General features: G+C 71.8%; 15 protein-coding genes and 1 tRNA gene. 8 read left to right on the plus strand and 8 right to left on the minus strand.

The genetic code is table 11. From position 1 onward, the window contains the following. The first annotated feature begins 23 nt into the window (after positions 1-23). Positions 24-1,055, plus strand: coding sequence for a FecCD family ABC transporter permease (locus PSU4_RS20500; RefSeq protein ID WP_246115242.1), 1,032 nt, complete (start codon positions 24-26; stop codon positions 1,053-1,055). A 107-nt stretch (positions 1,056-1,162) separates the two neighbouring features. Next, on the plus strand, positions 1,163-2,200 hold the full coding sequence (locus PSU4_RS20505; RefSeq protein WP_147110847.1) for a FecCD family ABC transporter permease: 1,038 nt from the start codon (positions 1,163-1,165) through the stop codon (positions 2,198-2,200). Between the two features lie 28 nt (positions 2,201-2,228). Here the strand turns inward: PSU4_RS20505 and PSU4_RS20510 are convergent, their stop codons facing one another. Genes PSU4_RS20510 through PSU4_RS20520 form a run of 3 tightly spaced genes read right to left on the minus strand, consistent with a single transcriptional unit; the run spans position 2,229 to position 4,545 of the window. Continuing rightward, positions 2,229-3,845 (minus strand): (2,3-dihydroxybenzoyl)adenylate synthase, encoded by a 1,617-nt coding sequence (locus tag PSU4_RS20510; RefSeq protein ID WP_147110851.1) that lies wholly within the window; start codon positions 3,843-3,845, stop codon positions 2,229-2,231. A 2-nt stretch (positions 3,846-3,847) separates the two neighbouring features. Then, entirely contained in the window at positions 3,848-4,261 is a 414-nt protein-coding gene (gene panD / locus PSU4_RS20515) for an aspartate 1-decarboxylase (protein ID WP_147110854.1), read from the minus strand. Between the two features lie 44 nt (positions 4,262-4,305). Further along, on the minus strand, positions 4,306-4,545 hold the full coding sequence (locus PSU4_RS20520; protein WP_147110857.1) for an MbtH family protein: 240 nt from the start codon (positions 4,543-4,545) through the stop codon (positions 4,306-4,308). 241 nt (positions 4,546-4,786) lie between these two features. On the opposite strand from PSU4_RS20520, the gene PSU4_RS20525 reads away from it, so the two are divergent. The 4 genes from PSU4_RS20525 (at position 4,787) to PSU4_RS20545 (ending at position 9,814) form a co-directional block, all read left to right on the plus strand. After that, the gene (locus PSU4_RS20525; protein WP_147110923.1) at positions 4,787-5,623 is read left to right on the plus strand and encodes an ABC transporter ATP-binding protein; all 837 of its coding nucleotides are present in this window, start codon (positions 4,787-4,789) and stop codon (positions 5,621-5,623) included. Next, positions 5,620-7,326 carry an ABC transporter transmembrane domain-containing protein gene (locus tag PSU4_RS20530; protein ID WP_246115243.1) on the plus strand — a complete coding sequence of 569 codons (1,707 nt, stop codon included), beginning with the start codon at positions 5,620-5,622 and terminating at the stop codon, positions 7,324-7,326. Before PSU4_RS20525 ends, PSU4_RS20530 begins: the two co-directional genes overlap by 4 nt. Continuing rightward, the gene (locus PSU4_RS20535; protein WP_147110860.1) at positions 7,323-9,110 is read left to right on the plus strand and encodes an ABC transporter ATP-binding protein; all 1,788 of its coding nucleotides are present in this window, start codon (positions 7,323-7,325) and stop codon (positions 9,108-9,110) included. Before PSU4_RS20530 ends, PSU4_RS20535 begins: the two co-directional genes overlap by 4 nt. Positions 9,111-9,373: 263 nt before the next feature. Beyond that, the gene (locus PSU4_RS20545; RefSeq protein ID WP_186817089.1) at positions 9,374-9,814 is read left to right on the plus strand and encodes a ribbon-helix-helix domain-containing protein; all 441 of its coding nucleotides are present in this window, start codon (positions 9,374-9,376) and stop codon (positions 9,812-9,814) included. Between the two features lie 117 nt (positions 9,815-9,931). Here PSU4_RS20545 and PSU4_RS20550 read toward each other — a convergent pair. The 3 genes from PSU4_RS20550 to PSU4_RS20560 form a co-directional block, all read right to left on the minus strand. After that, positions 9,932-10,003: transfer RNA gene (locus PSU4_RS20550), tRNA-Val, on the minus strand. Positions 10,004-10,030: 27 nt separating this feature from the next. After that, positions 10,031-10,489 (minus strand): peroxiredoxin, encoded by a 459-nt coding sequence (locus PSU4_RS20555; RefSeq protein WP_147110862.1) that lies wholly within the window; start codon positions 10,487-10,489, stop codon positions 10,031-10,033. A 140-nt stretch (positions 10,490-10,629) separates the two neighbouring features. Then, a complete protein-coding gene (locus PSU4_RS20560; protein WP_147110864.1) occupies positions 10,630-11,064 on the minus strand; it encodes a DUF3052 domain-containing protein in 435 nt (144 codons plus the stop codon). Positions 11,065-11,250: 186 nt separating this feature from the next. Here PSU4_RS20560 and aceE point away from each other — a divergent pair, with 186 nt between their 5' ends. Together aceE and PSU4_RS20570 are read left to right on the plus strand one after the other, a co-directional pair. Continuing rightward, positions 11,251-14,043, plus strand: a complete 2,793-nt coding sequence (gene aceE / locus PSU4_RS20565; RefSeq protein WP_147110867.1) for a pyruvate dehydrogenase (acetyl-transferring), homodimeric type — start codon at positions 11,251-11,253, stop codon at positions 14,041-14,043. Between the two features lie 347 nt (positions 14,044-14,390). Beyond that, positions 14,391-14,597, plus strand: a complete 207-nt coding sequence (locus PSU4_RS20570) for a cold-shock protein (RefSeq protein ID WP_098960333.1) — start codon at positions 14,391-14,393, stop codon at positions 14,595-14,597. Positions 14,598-14,718: 121 nt separating this feature from the next. Here the strand turns inward: PSU4_RS20570 and PSU4_RS20575 are convergent, their stop codons facing one another. After that, positions 14,719-15,483, minus strand: a complete 765-nt coding sequence (locus PSU4_RS20575; RefSeq protein ID WP_147110870.1) for a pirin family protein — start codon at positions 15,481-15,483, stop codon at positions 14,719-14,721. A gap of 114 nt (positions 15,484-15,597) precedes the next feature. After that, entirely contained in the window at positions 15,598-16,719 is a 1,122-nt protein-coding gene (nicT, locus tag PSU4_RS20580) for a Nickel transporter NicT (RefSeq protein ID WP_147110873.1), read from the minus strand. Positions 16,720-16,799: the final 80 nt, after the last annotated feature.

Below are 16,799 nucleotides of genomic sequence, written 5' to 3' on the forward strand. Positions count from 1 at the left end.
TAGGTTAGGCTACTCTAACTCCGGTGAAGATCGCCGTGGCCCACGACACGGCGGCCCCGTTGACCCGGCGACGGGTGGTCGGCCTGCTGGCCGCCCTCGCCCTGCTCGCCGCCCTCGTGCTGGCCAGCATCGCGGTCGGGTCCCGGGCCGTCCCCCTGACCGCCGTCGTCGACGCCCTGATCCACGACACCGGAGAGGGCGACTCCTACGTCGTGTGGAGCCTGCGCGTGCCCCGCACGGCCGTCCTGCTCGCCGTCGGGATCGCCCTCGGTGTCGCCGGCATGCTCATCCAGGCGCTGACCCGCAACCCGCTCGCCGACCCCGGGATCCTGGGGGTCAACGCGGGAGCGGCCCTCTTCGTCGCGCTCGGGATCGCGGTGTTCGGGCTGACCTCGCCCGGTCAGTACCTCTGGTTCTCGTTCGCCGGCGCGCTCCTCGTCACCGTCGTCGTGTACGTCATCGGCTCGGCGGGGCGCGGCGGCGTCGACCCGATCCAGCTGACGTTGGCCGGCGTCACGCTCGGCGCGATCCTGTACGCGGTCGTCAGCGCGATGATGCTGCTCGACCCGCGCGCCTTCGAGCAGATGCGGAACTGGAACGCGGGCAGCGTCGTCAGCCGCGGCTGGGAGGTGCTCCTGCCCGTGCTGCCGTTCCTCGCGGCGGGCATTCTCCTCGCGATGGCCGTGGCCGGGCCGCTCAACGCGATCGCGCTCGGCGACGACCTCGCGAAGTCACTGGGCGCGAACATCGGCCGCACCCGCGTCATAGTCGTCGTCGCCGTCACGCTGCTCGCGGGCGGCGCGACCGCCATCGCCGGGCCGATCGGGTTCGTCGGCCTCATGGTGCCGCACGTCGCCCGGTGGATCGTCGGACCCGACCAGCGCTGGATCCTCGGCGCCACCCTGCTCCTCGCCCCCGCCCTGCTGTTGGCGGCCGACGTCGTCGGCCGCACCGTGATCCGACCCGGAGAGCTGCCCGTGGGCATCGTCATGGCGTTCGTCGGCGCGCCGATCCTGATCGTCCTCGTCCGCCGCCGGAAGGCGGCCGGGCTGTGACCGCGGAGCCGACCACGGCGGAGTCGGCCGCAGAGGGGTCGGCCGCAAAGGGGTCGGCCGCAAAGGGGTCGGCCGCAAAGGGGTCGACCGCAGCGAGATCGACCACAGTGGAGTTCGGCCACCGCGCCTGGGTCGTACGCCGCAGCCGCCTCGCGCTGCGCTGGCAGGCCCGCACCGTGATCGTCTGCGTGGCCCTCGCCGTGCTGACCCTCGCCGCCACCACGGCGGCGCTGGCGCTGGGCGACTACCCGCTCACGCTCCCGGAGGTGTGGGCGGCACTCACCGGCGATCCCGGGGCCGGGTTCTCGAGCATCGTCGTGCTGGAGTGGCGGTTGCCCCGGGCCGTCGCGGCCGCGGTGTTCGGCGCGGGCCTCGGTGCCGCCGGCGCGGTGTTCCAGTCGCTGACCCGCAACGCGCTCGCCTCCCCCGACATCATCGGCATCTCGACGGGGTCGTACTCGGGCGCGCTCATCGTGATCGTGCTGGTCCAGGGCACCTACCTGCAGCTGACCGCGGGCGCCCTCGCCGGCGGCGCCGCCACCGCGGCGATCATCTACCTCCTCGCCTGGCGGGGCGGCGTGCAGGGGTTCCGGCTCATCATCGTCGGCATCGCGGTGTCCGCCATGCTGACGTCGTTCAACACCTGGCTCATGCTCACCGCCAAGCTCGAGGTGGCACTCGCCGCCTCGGCATGGGGAGCGGGCTCCCTCGGCCGCATCGGGTGGCAGGAGATGCTCGTCGGGGGCGGCACGGTCCTCGTCCTGCTGGTCGTGCTCGCGGCGTTCGGGCGGCCGATGCGGCAGCTCGAGCTCGGCGACGACGCCGCGCACGCCACCGGGACCCGCGCGGAGCCCGTCCGGCTCGCCGTCATCGCGATCGCGGTGGCCCTCACGGCCGTCGTCTCGTCCGCGGCGGGTCCGATCGCGTTCATCGCCCTGGCCGCCCCCCAGATCGCGCGCCGACTGTGCCGCACGCCCGGCATCTCCGTCGTCCCGGCCGCACTCACCGGCGCAGTGCTGCTGGCGGGCGCGGAGCTCGCTGCGCTGCACCTGCTCCCGGTGGCGCTGCCCGTCGGGGTCGTCACCGTGGTCCTGGGAGGCGGCTACCTCCTGTGGCTGATCGTGCACGAGGTGCGGCGCCGGTAGGCCGGCGCCGCAACTCGGCTCGGCTCGGCTACGACTGGCGCTGCAGCAGCTTGCTGATCTTGCCCATCGCGGTCCGCGGGAACTCCGCGACGACCTCGAGCGCGTCGGGCATCTTGTACGCGGCGAGCCCGCGCTCGCGCAGGTGCCTGCGGACCGCGGCCAGCGTGAGCGTCGACGGGTCGACGCCGTCGCGGGGCACGACGTAGGCCTTGACGCGCTCCCCCAGCACCCGGTCGGCGATCCCGATCACCGAGACGTCGTGGACGCCGTCGAGCGCGAGGATCAGGTTCTCCACCTCCTCGGGCGCGACCTTCTCCCCGCCGCGGTTGATCTGGTCCTTCGACCGCCCGACGACGGTGAGGTAGCCGCGCTCGTCGCGGGCCACGATGTCGCCCGTGCGGTAGTAGCCGTCCTCGGTGAAGCTCGCGGCGTTCAGCTCGGGCGCACGGAAGTAGCCGCGGATGGTCGACGGACCGCGCGTGAGCAGGTGCCCGGGGGTGCCGGGGGCGACCGGCGTGCCGTCGTCGGCGAGGACGAGGAGCTCGTCGCCCGGCGAGACCGGCAGGCCTTGGCAGGTTGCGCTCGTCTCGTCGTCGACGTCGAGCCGGTTGTAGTTCACCAGGCCCTCGGCCATGCCGAACCCCTGCTGCAGGATCGCCCCGAGCTCGGGGCGCACCCGCCGGGCCGCCTCCGCGCTGAGCTTCGCCCCGCCCACGTGCAGGGAGTGCAGGCTCGACAGGTCGAACTTCGCCCGCATGGAGGAGTTCAGCCACGCCAGCAACAGCGGCGGGACCACCGACGCCTGCGTGACACCGTGTCGCTCGATCAGCGGGAAGACGGTGTCGGGGCTGCCGTCGGGCGCGAGCACGACGGTCCCGCCGGCCGCGAGGACACCGAGGAAGCCCGGTGACCGCACGGCCATGCTGTGGCACACCGGCACCGCGATGAGCTGCACGGAGTGCGCCCCGATCCCGCAGAGCGGGATGCTGAGTCGCACCGAGTGCCCGTAGGTCTCGTGGGTGTGCGGAATCAGCTTCGGACGCCCCGTGGTGCCGCCGGAGGTCTGCAGGAGCGCGACGTCCTGCGGCGACGAGCGGCGCTCGTGGGCGAGCGGTGTGTGGGCCAGCAGGCGGTCCAGCTCGGGGCCACCGCCGTCGGGGTCCAGCACGACCGCGCGCAGACCGGACCGGGCCGCGGTGAGCTCGGCCGCCAGCCCGGCGAGGTCGGCGCCGTCGTGCACCGAGACGGTGACGTAGGCGCGCGCCTCGGTGAGCTCGACGAACTGGGTGATCTCGGTGCGCCGGTGGGCAGCCGGCGCAAAGGTCGGGACGGCGCCCAGCTCCCAGAGCGCGTAGACGACCACGATGAACGAGGGCACGTTCGGCAGGTGCACCACGACCCGGTCGCCGCGGCCCACGCCGAGATCGGCGAGGCCCGCGGCGACCCGCAGCACGCGGTCGCCGAGCTCCCCGTAGCTCACGATCTCGTCGCCCGCGACGACGGCGGTCCGTTCCGGATGCCGGGCCACAGAGGCGAACAGCGGCTCCTGGAGGGTCTCGTCCGTCCAGTACCCCGCGCGCCGGTAGCCCTCGGCGACGTCGGCGGGATAGGGCACGAAACCATCGAGCACGAGGGGCTCGCGCATCGCTACACGCCCCGCGAGGAAACCTGGTCGACCGCACCGGGGACCGGCTCCGCCGGATCCTGCCCGAGTGCGACGACCCGGTTGTTCTCGTCGACGTGCACGACGCGCGGCTCGTGGACGAGCAGTTCGTCTTCCTGCGCCAGCAGGTAGGACATGATGATCACCAGGTCGCCGGGCTTCACCAGGTGCGCCGCGGCACCGTTGATGCAGATGCTGCCCGATCCCGGGGCACCGGTGATGACGTAGGTCTCGATGCGGGCGCCGTTGGTGATGTCGACGACCTGCACCTTCTCTCCCTCGACCAGGCCCGCGGCCCGGACGAGGTCCTCGTCGATGGTGATCGACCCGACGTAGTGCAGGTCGGCCTGGGTGACAGTCGCGCGGTGGATCTTGCTGCCGAGCACGGTGCGGAGCATCGAACGGCCTCTCGTGTCTTCCGGACGTGGTTGCGCTGAGCGGTTCAGTTGTGGGCGGACTCGTGCTGCGCGATGACATCGCGCAGCGATTTCGGACGCAGGTCGGTCCAGTTCTCGTCGATCCAGGCGAGCACCTCGCGGCGCGGGCGGCCGTCCGGGCCGCCGAACGCGACGGTCCAGCCACCGGGCACCGGCTTGAACGTGGGCCAGAGCGAGTACTGCTCCTCGTGGTTCACGAGCGCGTAGAAGGTGCCCTCGTCGTCGTCGAACGGGTTCTTCGCCATCGGCGTCTCCTTCTGTCAGGGGCGCGTGCGCTGCCGGACGCACACGTAAGAGCCCTCTGGACGGCCGGTGACGCGGGCCCGGCAGGGCGCGCCGGAGGCCGGAGGGCAGCGCGGATGTGATGTCGTGAGGCGACTCTCAGGGACGGTAACAGCCCGGGTTAGTTTAGGCTAAGTTTCATCAGTGTCGCCTGTCTCACCTGAAGGATCCCGATTGCCCGACGCCCGATCGGAACCCGCGCTCCTGCCTGCCGCCCGTGGCGATGCCGCGACGACACCCACCGGGACCAGCCGTCTCCAGGTTGCCGCCGCGACCCTGGGCTACGACCGGCGGGTGATATCCGAACAGCTCACGGTGTCCATACCGGACGAGTCCTTCACCGTGATCGTCGGGCCGAACGCCTGCGGCAAGTCCACACTGCTGCGCAGCCTGTCCCGGCTGCTCAGGCCGTCGTCGGGCCAGGTCGTCCTCGACGGTGCCGACATCCACGGCTACCGGGCCAAGGAGGTCGCCCGGCGCATCGGGCTCCTGCCCCAGTCCTCCCTGGCGCCGGACGGGATCACCGTCGCCGACCTCGTCTCCCGCGGCAGGTACCCCCACCAGAAGCTGATCCGGCAGTGGGCCGAGGCCGACGAGCGCGCAGTGCTCGACGCGATGGAGGCCACCTCTGTGCGGGAGCTGTCGACCCGGCTCGTCGACGAGCTGTCCGGCGGGCAGCGCCAACGGGTCTGGGTGGCCATGGCCCTCGCGCAGGAGACCGGCATCCTGCTGCTCGACGAGCCGACGACCTTCCTCGACATCACCCACCAGATCGAGCTGCTCGAACTCTTCACCGACCTCCACCACGCCGGGCGGACGCTGGTCGCGGTCCTGCACGACCTCAACCACGCCGCGAGGTACGGCACCCACCTGATCGCCATGCGGGACGGCGCCGTCGTCGCCGAGGGAACCCCGTCGGACATCGTGACCGCCGACCTCGTGCACGAGGTGTTCGGGCTCCGGTGTCTGGTCGTTCCCGATCCGGTCTCCGGCACCCCGTCGGTCGTCCCCCTGGGCCGACAGCGGGACCGAGTGTCGTGAGCAGCTCGGATCGGGGCCCCGTGACCGGCGCCGCGGTGCTGCGCGCCGCCATCGTGGAGCAGCGGCGCGACGTGGTGGTGAGCTCGCTGCTCGCGGCGGGCCAGCAGGCCGGATCAGCGCTGGTGCCGGTGCTCATCGGGGTGATCGTCGACGTCGCGGTGACCAGCGGATCGCCCAGCCTGCTGATTCTGTGGATCGGCGTGCTCGCCGCGAACTTCGTCGTCCTGTCGTACTCCTACCGGTTCAGCGTCCGGGCGGCCGAGCGGGCCGCCGAACACGCCGAACACGATCTGCGCCTGCGGCTGACCCACCGGGTGCTGCACCCGGGTGGCGGAGCCGGCGGCGGGCGGCTGTCGGGTGAGCTGGTGAACATCTCGACGAGCGACGCCAAACGGGTCGGGACGGCGAACGTGGTGGTGCCGTTCGGTGTGGCCGCGATCATCGCGGTGCTGGTCAGCGCCGTCGTCCTGCTGACGATCTCGGTGCCGCTCGGCCTGCTCGTGCTGCTCGGCACGCCCCCCCTGCTGCTGCTGACCCACTACGCGAGCAAGCCGCTGGAGCGGCGCAGCGAGGCCGAGCAGGAGCGCGCGGCCCACGCCTCGGGCGTGGCCGCGGACCTGGTGGCCGGTCTGCGGGTGCTCAAGGGACTCGGTGCGGAGCGCACCGCGGTCCAGCGCTACCGCCACACCAGTCAGCAGTCACTGGTCGCGACCCTGCGCACCGCGAGGGCGTACGCAGCCCAGGGCGGGGTCGTGGAGACGTCGTCCGGGGTGTTCATCGCGATCGTCGCACTGGTCGGCGGCCTGCTGGCCGCGGACGGCGCGATCAGCGTCGGCCAGCTGGTCTCCACCGTGGGGTTGGCCCTGTTCCTGCAGATCCCGCTGTCCACGACCGGCTGGACGACCATCGAGTTCGCCCAGGCCCGCGCATCGGCCGCCCGGATCGCGGCAGTGCTGTCCGCACCACCGGCGGTCCCGGCCGGAGCGGGCGTCGCACCGGAACCGGTGCGCGGCGCGCTGCGGCTGCGTGGCGTGACCCAGGGGCTCCTGCACGACGTCGACCTCGACGTGGCGCCCGGTGAGCTGCTCGGGGTCGTCTCCCCCTCCCCCGCGATCGCCCGCGCCCTGCTCGCCTGTCTGGCCCGCGAGGTCGACCCGGAGCAGGGAACCGTAGAGCTGGACGACGTGCCGCTGGCCGCTCTCGACCCCGCCGCCGTCCGGGCCGCGGTGCTCGTCGCGACCCACGACGCTGTCCTCTTCGCCGGAACCCTGCTCGAGAACGTCACCGCTGCCGGAGCCGAGGGGGCCGCGGACATCACCGCCGCGCTCGTGGCCGCGGCTGCCGACGAGGTGGCCGACAGCCTGCCCGACGGTGTCGACAGCACCATCGGCGAGCAGGGCAGCTCGCTGTCGGGAGGGCAGCGCCAGCGGGTGGCGCTCGCCAGAGCGCTCGCCGCCGGCCGGCCGGTCCTCGTGCTCCACGACCCGACCACAGCCGTCGACTCCGTCACCGAGTCGCGGATCGCCGGCGCGCTGCGGCGCATCCGCCACGGACGCACCACGGTGGTGGTGACGACCAGCCCCGCGCTGCTCGCCGTCACCGACCGGGTCGTCCTCCTCGACGGGGACGGGGTGCGGTGCGAGGGCCGGCACGCCGATCTCGTCGAGTCCCATGCCGACTATCGGGAGACGGTGCTGACGTGAGCGACACAGTGGACACTGCGAGCCGCCTTCCGGACGACCGCGAGCTGCTCCCGGTGGCCACCGGCGCCGACACACGCGCCGCCGTCCGCCGCCTCCTGCGCCCCCATCGGTGGCGAGCCGTCGTCACGGTGGCCGTGCTGGTCGCCGGGAGCGCGGTCGCACTGCTGGTCGCCCCGCTGCTCGGGCGGATCGTCGACATCGTGGTCTCGGGCTCGGGCTCGGCCGCCGTCGTCGGCCCCGCAGTCCTCATCGCGGTGGTCGCCGTGGTCGCGGGACTGCTCACGACCGTGGGCATGTCGCTGCTCGTCGGTCTCGGCGAGCGGCTGCTGGCCCGCCTGCGCGAGCAGTTCGTCGACCGCGCGCTCGCGCTCCCCCTGGAGCAGGTGGAGCGCGCAGGCGGCGGCGATCTGACCGCGCGCGTCACCGGAGACGTCGCCGTCGTGGGCGAAGCCGTCCGCGGCGCCGTGCCGAAGCTCGCCCGGGCCGGTATGACGATCGTGCTGACGCTGCTCGCCATGGGCGCGCTGGACTGGCGGTTCCTCGCCGTCGCGCTGCTGGCCGTCCCGATCCAGATCCACACCGCACGCTGGTACGTGCGCAACGCCGGGCCCGTCTACGCCCGGCAACGGGTCGCCGAGGGCGGGCTCCAGCAGCAGCTCCTCGACACGGTGGGCGGTGCCGCCACCGTGCGCGCGTTCCTCCTCGCCGACGACCACGTCGACCGGGTCCGCGGTCGCTCACTCACCGCCGTCGACCTCGTCCTGCGCGGGATCCGCCTGATGACCCGCTTCTACGCCCGGCTCAACCTCGCTGAGTTCGTCGGGCTGGCAGCGGTGCTCGTGACGGGATTCCTCCTGGTCGGCAACGGCTCGGTCACCGCGGGCACGGCCACCGCTGCGGCGCTGTACTTCCACTCCCTGTTCGGGCCGATCAGCAGCGCACTCGTCACCATCGACGAAGCGCTCTCCGCGGGGGCGAGCCTGGCCCGCATCGTCGGCGTGGCCGAGCTGCCCACACCGAACGAGCCCGAGAAGCGGGCACTGCCGGTGGACGGTTCGGTGAAGGTCGTGGACGTGCACCACGCCTACCGCGCGAACCGTCCCGTGCTGCACGGCGTCGATCTCGACATCGGGGCAGCCGAGCGGGTCGCACTCGTAGGGGCGAGCGGTGCAGGCAAGACCACGCTGGCCAAGCTCATCGCCGGGGTGCACCGGCCGAGTGGCGGATCGATCAGCCTCGGCGGCGTCGGGATCGACGAACTCGGCCCCGAGCTGGCCAGGCAGACAGTCGTTCTGGTCACCCAGGAGGTACACGTCTTCGCCGGCACCCTCGCGGACGACCTGCGGCTGGCACGCCCGGACGCCACGGAGGCGCAGCTGCGGGAGGCGCTGGCCATCGTCGATGCTCTGGAATGGGCCGACGCGCTACCCGACGGCCTCGCCACCACAGTCGGCGAGGGTGCACACTCGCTCAGCGTGACCCAGGCGCAGCAGCTCGCGCTGGCCCGGCTCGCCCTGGCCGATCCCCCGGTGGCGATCCTCGACGAAGCCACCGCTGAGGCGGGCAGCGCAGGCGCCCGCGTGCTCGAGGCCGCGGCCACCCGGGCGCTGGCCGGGCGGACCGGGCTCATGGTGGCGCACCGGATGACCCAGGCCGCGACCGCCGATCGCGTGGTCGTGCTGGACGCGGGGCGCGTCGTGGAGATCGGCCGCCATGACGAGCTGGTGGCATCCGGCGGGCGCTACGCCGCTCTGTGGGAGGCATGGTCGGCCACCAGGACCTGACCCGGCGGCGACGGGACGGCCGGCCGGAAGCGCTACGGGCGAGCCGGCACAGAGGCCGCCGCAGGCCGCGGACTCGACCGTTCATGCCGAAGTAGGGCCGCCACGCCCGTGATGTCGGAGTAGGTCTCGTCGTCCGATGCCGACCGCCAGAAGGTGACTCGCATTGTGAGACACGGTCAGCGACCTGTGGTGGCGTGACGAGACGCCGAGTACATCCGGCGCCGCAGCGACCGCTACCCCGGCGCGACCACCATCGAGCCGTCGTGGACTCAGGAGGCAGCGACCGACACGCGACGCATAGTGCGCGACCCGGACCCGAAGAGCTGACCGGGGGCGATCCGGATCATCGGCTACTCCGGCACGGCCGGGTTCGTCCTGACCGTGATCGCCACTGCCAGGACCCACGCCGGCGTCACCGCGCCGCGCGCGAGGAGTACGCCGACGAGGAAGCGGAAGCCGCGGAGCTGGAAGCCGCGCAGAACGCAGCAGCGCTCGACGTCACCCTCTCCCTGAGGATCAACCACGATCTCGACGCTGAACTGCGGCGCAGGGCAGCCGCTGAGGAGGTGTCCCCCTCCGCGCTCGTGCGGCGCCTCCTCCGCAGCGCCCTGCAGCAGAACCACAGCCCGGCACTCACCGTCGAACAGGTCGAGGAGATCGCCCGGCGCGTCGTCCGCGAGGCTTCCTGCCCCGGCGTGTCGTGACTCCGCCTCGAGGACCGGCGCCCGCACACTGAATCGGCCCGACGCGGTTGGTGTCACGAGTGGTGTCACACGCCGGGCGTCTCGTGCAGGGACCGAGCAGCACTGCCGTGAACTGGGTGGGCGCGGCAGGGTTCGAACCTGCGACCGCTCGGGTGTAAACCGAGTGCTCTCCCGCTGAGCTACGCGCCCGGGACCGGCCCTCGGGCCGGTGTGCGGTCAGAGCGCCGCGATGGCCTTGCGCCAGCCGTCCTGGTCGCGGGCGTCGCCGGGGCCGTTGGTCTCGGCGAACTGCACGACCCCGTCCTTGTCGACGAGGAAGGTGCCGCGCAGGGCGAAGCCGGCGTCGGCGTTGAAGACGCCGTAGTCCTGCGCCACCTTGCCGTGCGGCCAGAAGTCGGCCAGCAGCGGGAACTGGTAGCCCTGCTCCTTGGCCCAGGCGCCGAGGGCGAAGGGGTGGTCGACGGACACGGCGAGGACCTGGACGTCGTCGTTCTGGAACGCCGAGAGGTCGTCGCGCACCGAGCAGAGCTCGCCGGTGCAGACGCCGGAGAAGGCGAAGGGATAGAACACGACGAGGACGGCCTTGTCGCCGCGGAACGACGAGAGGGTGACCTCGTCGCCGTTGCCGGACTTGAGCGTGAAGTCGGGAGCCTGCGAGCCCACCGTGAGCGCCATGATCAGGGATCTCCTCGGCACGTCGACGACACCGCACCCCGGTTCGGGGCGCCGCACTGCCCCCGAGCCTATGCCACCCGCGGGCGCGACCCTGCCCGTGACCCCCGTTCGTCGGGATCACGGGCGGGGTCGGCGCCGGTTCAGCGTCGTTGTTTGCCCTGTTTCGGGGAGGCGAGCCGGGCACCGGCCCATTCCTCGCCCACGCTCACGTTGGACGTCTGTGCGAGCCCGGCCGTCGGGGCCGCCTCGGCGATCTCACTCGGCTCCAGGTGCCCCGGGCGCCCTGTCTTGGGTGTGAGCACCCAGACCACGCCGTTGTCGGCGAGTGGACCTCTGGCGTCGACGAGGGCGTCGACGAGGTCGCCGTCGCCCTCCCTGAACCACATGAGGACGACGTCGATGACCTCCTGGGCCTCCTCGTCGAGCAGCTCGTCGCCGCTGCGTTCCTCGACGGCGTCGCGCACCGCCTCGTCGACGTCGGAGTCCCAACCCAGTTCCTGGACGACCATGCCCGGCTCGATGCCGAGCTTGCCCGCGATGTCGGACGTACGTCCGGCATCTTCCGCGGCGACCACGCGCGCGCCCCCTTGTTGTCGTGTGTGGGTCGTGTCGACCCGTGTTTCGGATGCGGAATCCGAACACGTGGGGCGTGCGCTGCGCAACCGCCGTTCCACGATCGCAGCGCGGGGGGCACGATAGGGGCTGTACGGACATGAAGAGACGCGGGCCGGCAACGACGACGGCAACGCACGACGAACGGCATGACCGCCCCCCAGGGAGACCCCTTGACCGGCCAGAACAACCGCTCCGACAGAAGCGGGCGTGTACACGTGATCCGTGACGGCCTCGCCGCGCACCTCCCGGACATCGATCCCGAGGAGACCGCGGAGTGGCTCGACTCCTTCGACGCGGTGCTCGACGAGGCGGGCCAGCAGCGCGCCCGCTACCTGATGCTGCGCATGCTGCAGCGTGCCCGTGAGCGACATGTCGGCGTTCCGTCGCTGACGAGCACGGACTACGTCAACACCATCCCGACCGACCGGGAGCCGTGGTTCCCGGGCGACGAGGAGGCCGAGCGGGCCTACCGTCGCTGGATCCGGTGGAACGCGGCGATGACGGTGCATCGCGCGCAGCGGCCCGGGATCGGGGTCGGCGGGCACATCTCGAGCTACGCGTCGTCGGCGACGTTGTACGAGGTCGGCTTCAACCACTTCTTCCGCGGCAAGCAGCATCCGGGCGGCGGGGACCAGATCTACATCCAGGGCCACGCCTCCCCCGGCATCTACGCGCGCGCGTATCTGGAGGGCAGGCTGTCGGAGGACCGCCTGGACGGGTTCCGCCAGGAGCTGTCGCACGGGGGGCCGGGTCACGGGCTGCCGTCGTACCCGCACCCGCGGCTGATGCCGGACTTCTGGGAGTTCCCGACGGTGTCGATGGGCCTCGGCCCGATGAACGCGATCATGCAGGCGCGGTTCAACCGCTACCTGCGCGACCGCGGCGTGAAGGACACCTCCGACCAGCACGTGTGGGCGTTCCTGGGCGACGGCGAGATGGACGAGCCGGAGTCGCGGGGCCTCATCCACGTGGCCGCGACGGAGGCCCTGGACAACCTGACGTTCGTCGTCAACTGCAACCTGCAGCGTCTCGACGGGCCGGTGCGCGGCAACGGGAAGATCATCCAGGAGCTGGAGTCGTTCTTCCGGGGCGCGGGCTGGAACGTGATCAAGGTGATCTGGGGCCGCGAGTGGGACTCGCTGCTGCACGCGGACCGCGACGGCGCGTTGATCAACCTGATGAACACGACGCCCGACGGCGACTACCAGACCTACAAGGCCAACGACGGCGCCTTCGTGCGTGAGCACTTCTTCGGTCGGGACCCGCGGACGAAGGACCTCGTCCATGACCTGTCCGACGCCCAGATCTGGGGCCTCAAGCGCGGTGGGCACGACTACCGCAAGGTGCACGCGGCCTATGCGGCGGCGATGGAGCACAACGGGCAGCCGACGGTCATCCTGGCGAAGACGATCAAGGGCTACGGCCTGGGTGCGCACTTCGCGGGCCGCAACGCCACGCACCAGATGAAGAAGCTGTCGCTGGACGACCTCAAGCAGTTCCGCGACGAGCAGCGCATCCCGATCAGTGACGCCGAGCTCGAGCGTGACCCGTACCTGCCCCCGTACTACCACCCGGGCAAGGACGCGCCGGAGATCCGCTACATGGAGGACCGGCGCAAGGCCCTGGGTGGGCCGCTGCCGTCGCGGCGCACCTCGTCGAAGGCGCTCGTGCTGCCGGGCGACAAGGTCTACGAGGTGGCGCGCAAGGGATCCGGGAAGCAGGAGGCCGCCACGACGATGGCGTTCGTCCGCATCCTGCGCGAGCTGATCAAGACCGAGGAGCTCGGCGAGCGGTTCGTGCCGATCATCCCGGACGAGGCGCGCACGTTCGGGATGGACTCCATGTTCCCGACGCAGAAGATCTACAACCCGCACGGTCAGCAGTACACGTCGGTCGACGCGTCGCTCATGTTGGCGTACAAGGAGTCCGAGCAGGGCCAGATCCTGCACGAGGGCATCAACGAGGCCGGTTCGGTGGCCTCGTTCACCGCGGCGGGGACGTCGTACGCGACGCACGACGAGCCGATGATCCCGGTGTACGTCTTCTACTCGATGTTCGGTTTCCAGCGCACGGGCGACTCGATCTGGGCCGCGGCCGACCAGATGGCGCGCGGTTTCCTGGTGGGCGCCACGGCCGGGCGGACGACGCTGACCGGGGAAGGGTTGCAGCACAACGACGGGCACTCGGTGCTGCTGGCCGCGACGAACCCGGCGGTCGTGGCGTACGACCCGGCGTTCTCCTTCGAGGTCGCGCACATCGTCAAGGACGGGCTGCGCCGGATGTTCGGCGAGTCGCCCGAGAACGTCATTTACTACCTGACGGTCTACAACGAGCCGTACGTGCAGCCCGCCGAGCCGGCCGACGTCGACGTCGACGGCCTGCTGCGCGGCATCTACCGCTACGCGGCCTCGCCACGGGCCGAGGGCCCGCAGGTGCGCCTGCTGGCGTCGGGTGTGTCGCTGCCGTGGGCGTTGCAGGCCCGCGACATGCTGGCCGAGCAGTGGGGCGTGGGCGCCGAGGTGTGGTCGGTGACGTCGTGGGGCGAGCTGCGCCGCGACGGCGTCGATGCGGAGCGGCACAACCTGATCCACCCCGAGGAGGCGCCGAAGGTCCCGTACCTGCGGACGGCCCTGGAGGGCTCGGACGCGCCGGTCGTGGCGGTGTCGGACTGGATGCGTGCGGTCCCGGACCTGGTGCGCCAGTGGGTCCCCGCGCCGTTCACGACGCTGGGCACGGACGGCTTCGGGCTGTCGGACACCCGCCCGGCGGCGCGGCGGCACTTCGCGGTGGACGCCGAGTCGATCACGGTGGCCGCGTTGGGGTCGCTGTCCGCGCGGGGTGAGGTCGACCGTGGCGTCGTGGCCGAGGCCGCGGCGAAGTACGCGATCGACGACCCGCAGGCGGCGGGTCCGCAGACGTCGGACTCGGGCGTCGCCTGAGGACGGTCACGCGCTGTCGCCCGCCCCGGTGCCCGTGAGGGTGCCGGGGCGGTCGCGTGTGAGACGCCGGTCACCGTCGACGCACGTCCGGACACGGTGCGCGACGACCGCTCGGGAGCCTCGCGCGGGGGCCGTCGAATCGGCACCGAATGGTGCCCCCGACGGCGTTCGCCGGCACGAATCCACTGGTCATTGGCTCTCGGCATGAGGGCTGAGTCACGGTACGCTCCGCCCGACGCCGACCTCGCGTGATCGCGAACGGGGTCCCGACCCGGGCGCAGAACCCAGTGACCGGGCGGCGCGATGCCGGGGGCGAGTGCCCCGGCACAGGTACGAGGAGAGCAAGAATGGCAGAGGGCACCGTCAAGTGGTTCAACAGCGAGAAGGGCTACGGCTTCCTCGCTCCTGACGGTGGTGGCGCGGACGTGTTCGTGCACTACTCGGCGATCCAGGTCAACGGCTACAAGAGCCTCGACGAGGGGCAGCGCGTCTCGTTCGACATCGAGCAGGGCCAGAAGGGCCCGCAGGCCACCGGGGTCACCCCGATCGCCTGATCGCGGCGGTCACCCGGCCCCGAGCACGTCTCCTCGACCGACCCCGTCCCATCTCCACTGTGGACCCGGACCTCGCCTGAGTCCGGGTCCGCAGCGGTGGCCGTGACCGGTCGGCGGGCGCTCAGCCCAGGGCCGAGTGCATCTCCCACACCAGTACTTCGGCGCCCTCGGCACCGGCGGTGATCCGCCGGCCCTCGGATGCCGTGATCCGGGCGGCGTCGCCCTCGGCGATGCGTCCGGCGCCCTCCAGCTCGGCGTCGCCACGTGCCACGAACAGGTGCACGTAGGGCGCGACTGGTAGCTGCGTCACGCCATGCGGGTGCAGCCGGGCCGCGTGCAGCGCGGCGTCGCGCTGTGCGATGGAGATCGCGCGATCCCCTGCGTGCCTGGGCATTCCGGAGGCGACGACGACGAGTCCGCCCGCGTCGAGCTCCGGGCCGATGTCGAGCTGCTCGTAGCCGGGCGTGATGCCCGCGGCGTCGGGCACGACCCACATCTGGACGAAGTGGACGTCGGTCGCGGGCGTGTGCGGGTCGGTGCGGAAGGCGTCGTTCTTCTCCGAGTGGAGGATGCCGCTGCCCGCGGACATCCGTTGCGCCAGACCGGGATGGATGACGCCCGTGTGCCCGGTGGAGTCCTGGTGGACCAGCGACCCCTCGAGCACCCAGGTGACGATCTCGGTGTCGCGGTGGGGGTGCGTCTCGAACCCGCTACCGGCCGTGACCCGGTCGTCGTTGCTCACGAGCAGCAGCCCGAAGTGGGTGTCGTCGGGGTCGTAGTGCGCCCCGAACGAGAAGCTGTGCCGGGAGTCGAGCCAGTCGATCTGGGTGTGGAGGCGGTCGTCGGCGCGCCGGACGAGGACGTCGTGCGTGGCGGGTCGGGTCATCGTGTCGTCCCCTCGTCGTCGCACGGTCGCCGGTCGCGACCGTCGCACCCCGCGTTGCGCGGCTGTTGCACCGCCCGCGGTGCCGGGGCGACGAGAACGATTGTGCCCGCCCGCTCAGCCCTCCTCGGGCCGGGCCGCCAACCCGGCCGACCATCGCTCCTCGACCCGGCCCAGCTTCCAGACGGCGAGTGCGACGGCCCACGTCAGCACGAACAGGCCGACCACGACGAAGCCGACGTTGTCGAGATCGAGACCCGCCACCCAGGCGAGCGGTCCCGACTCGACGCCGAGCTCGTCGGCGAACAGCGACAGCAGCTCGATCATGCCGATGACGAGGGCGACCGCCACGGACAGCGCGGTGATGGTGACGTTGTAGAACACCTTGCGGACGGGACGCAGGAACGCCCAGTCGTAGGCGAAGCACATGAAGGCGCCGTCGAGGGTGTCGAACAGGCACATCCCGGCCGCGAACAGCACCGGCAGCACCAGCACGGCGTACCAGGGCAGCGCCCCGGCCGCGGCACCTCCGGCGATCACCAGCAGCGTGACCTCGCTGGCGGTGTCGAAGCCCAGCCCGAACAGCAGCCCCACCGGGTACATGTGGTGCGGCTCGCGGACAGCGCGCGTCGCCCGGCCGAGGACACGGTTCATCAGCCCGCGCTTGTCGAGGTGCTCCTGCAGCTGCGCCTCGTCGTAGCGGCCGCGACGCATGTCGCGGAACACCCGCAGGATCTGCACCAGGATCACGAGGTTGATCAGGCCGAGCAGGACCAGGAACAGCCCCGACACCCCGGTGCTGACGAGGCCGCCGATCTGCTTGAGCGAGGAGTCGTCGTCGGAGATCTCGCCGGCGATCGCCCGCACGCCCAGCGAGATCAGCGCGACCAGGACGAGCACCACAGTGGCGTGTCCGAGGGCGAACCAGAACCCCACCGACAGCGGCCGCGACCGTCCGGGCTCGCGCTCGGCGAGCAGCTTGCGGGTGGTGTTGTCGATCGCCGCGATGTGGTCGGCGTCGAAGGCGTGCCGCATCCCGAGCAGGTAGGCGGTCAGCCCGAGGCCGAGACCGAACGCGCCGGTGGAGCCGAGGTCGTAGTGCCGGGGCGCGACGAACACCGCCAGCACACCCCAGCCGACGACGGTGAGTGCGAGCAGCGCCACCGTCATGGCGACGACGGCGCGCCTCTCCGCGGACTGCAGCCGGACCCGGGTCCGGGCGGTGGCGGGCTGGCTCATCGACGTCCTCTCGTCCGCCCTCGGGGGCTCCACGCGGGCCGGTCCAGGAGAACAGCGACATCGGCTCGTCGACAACATTG

The sequence above is a fragment of the Pseudonocardia sulfidoxydans NBRC 16205 genome (genome assembly GCF_007989085.1).
GTDB lineage: Bacteria > Actinomycetota > Actinomycetes > Mycobacteriales > Pseudonocardiaceae > Pseudonocardia > Pseudonocardia sulfidoxydans.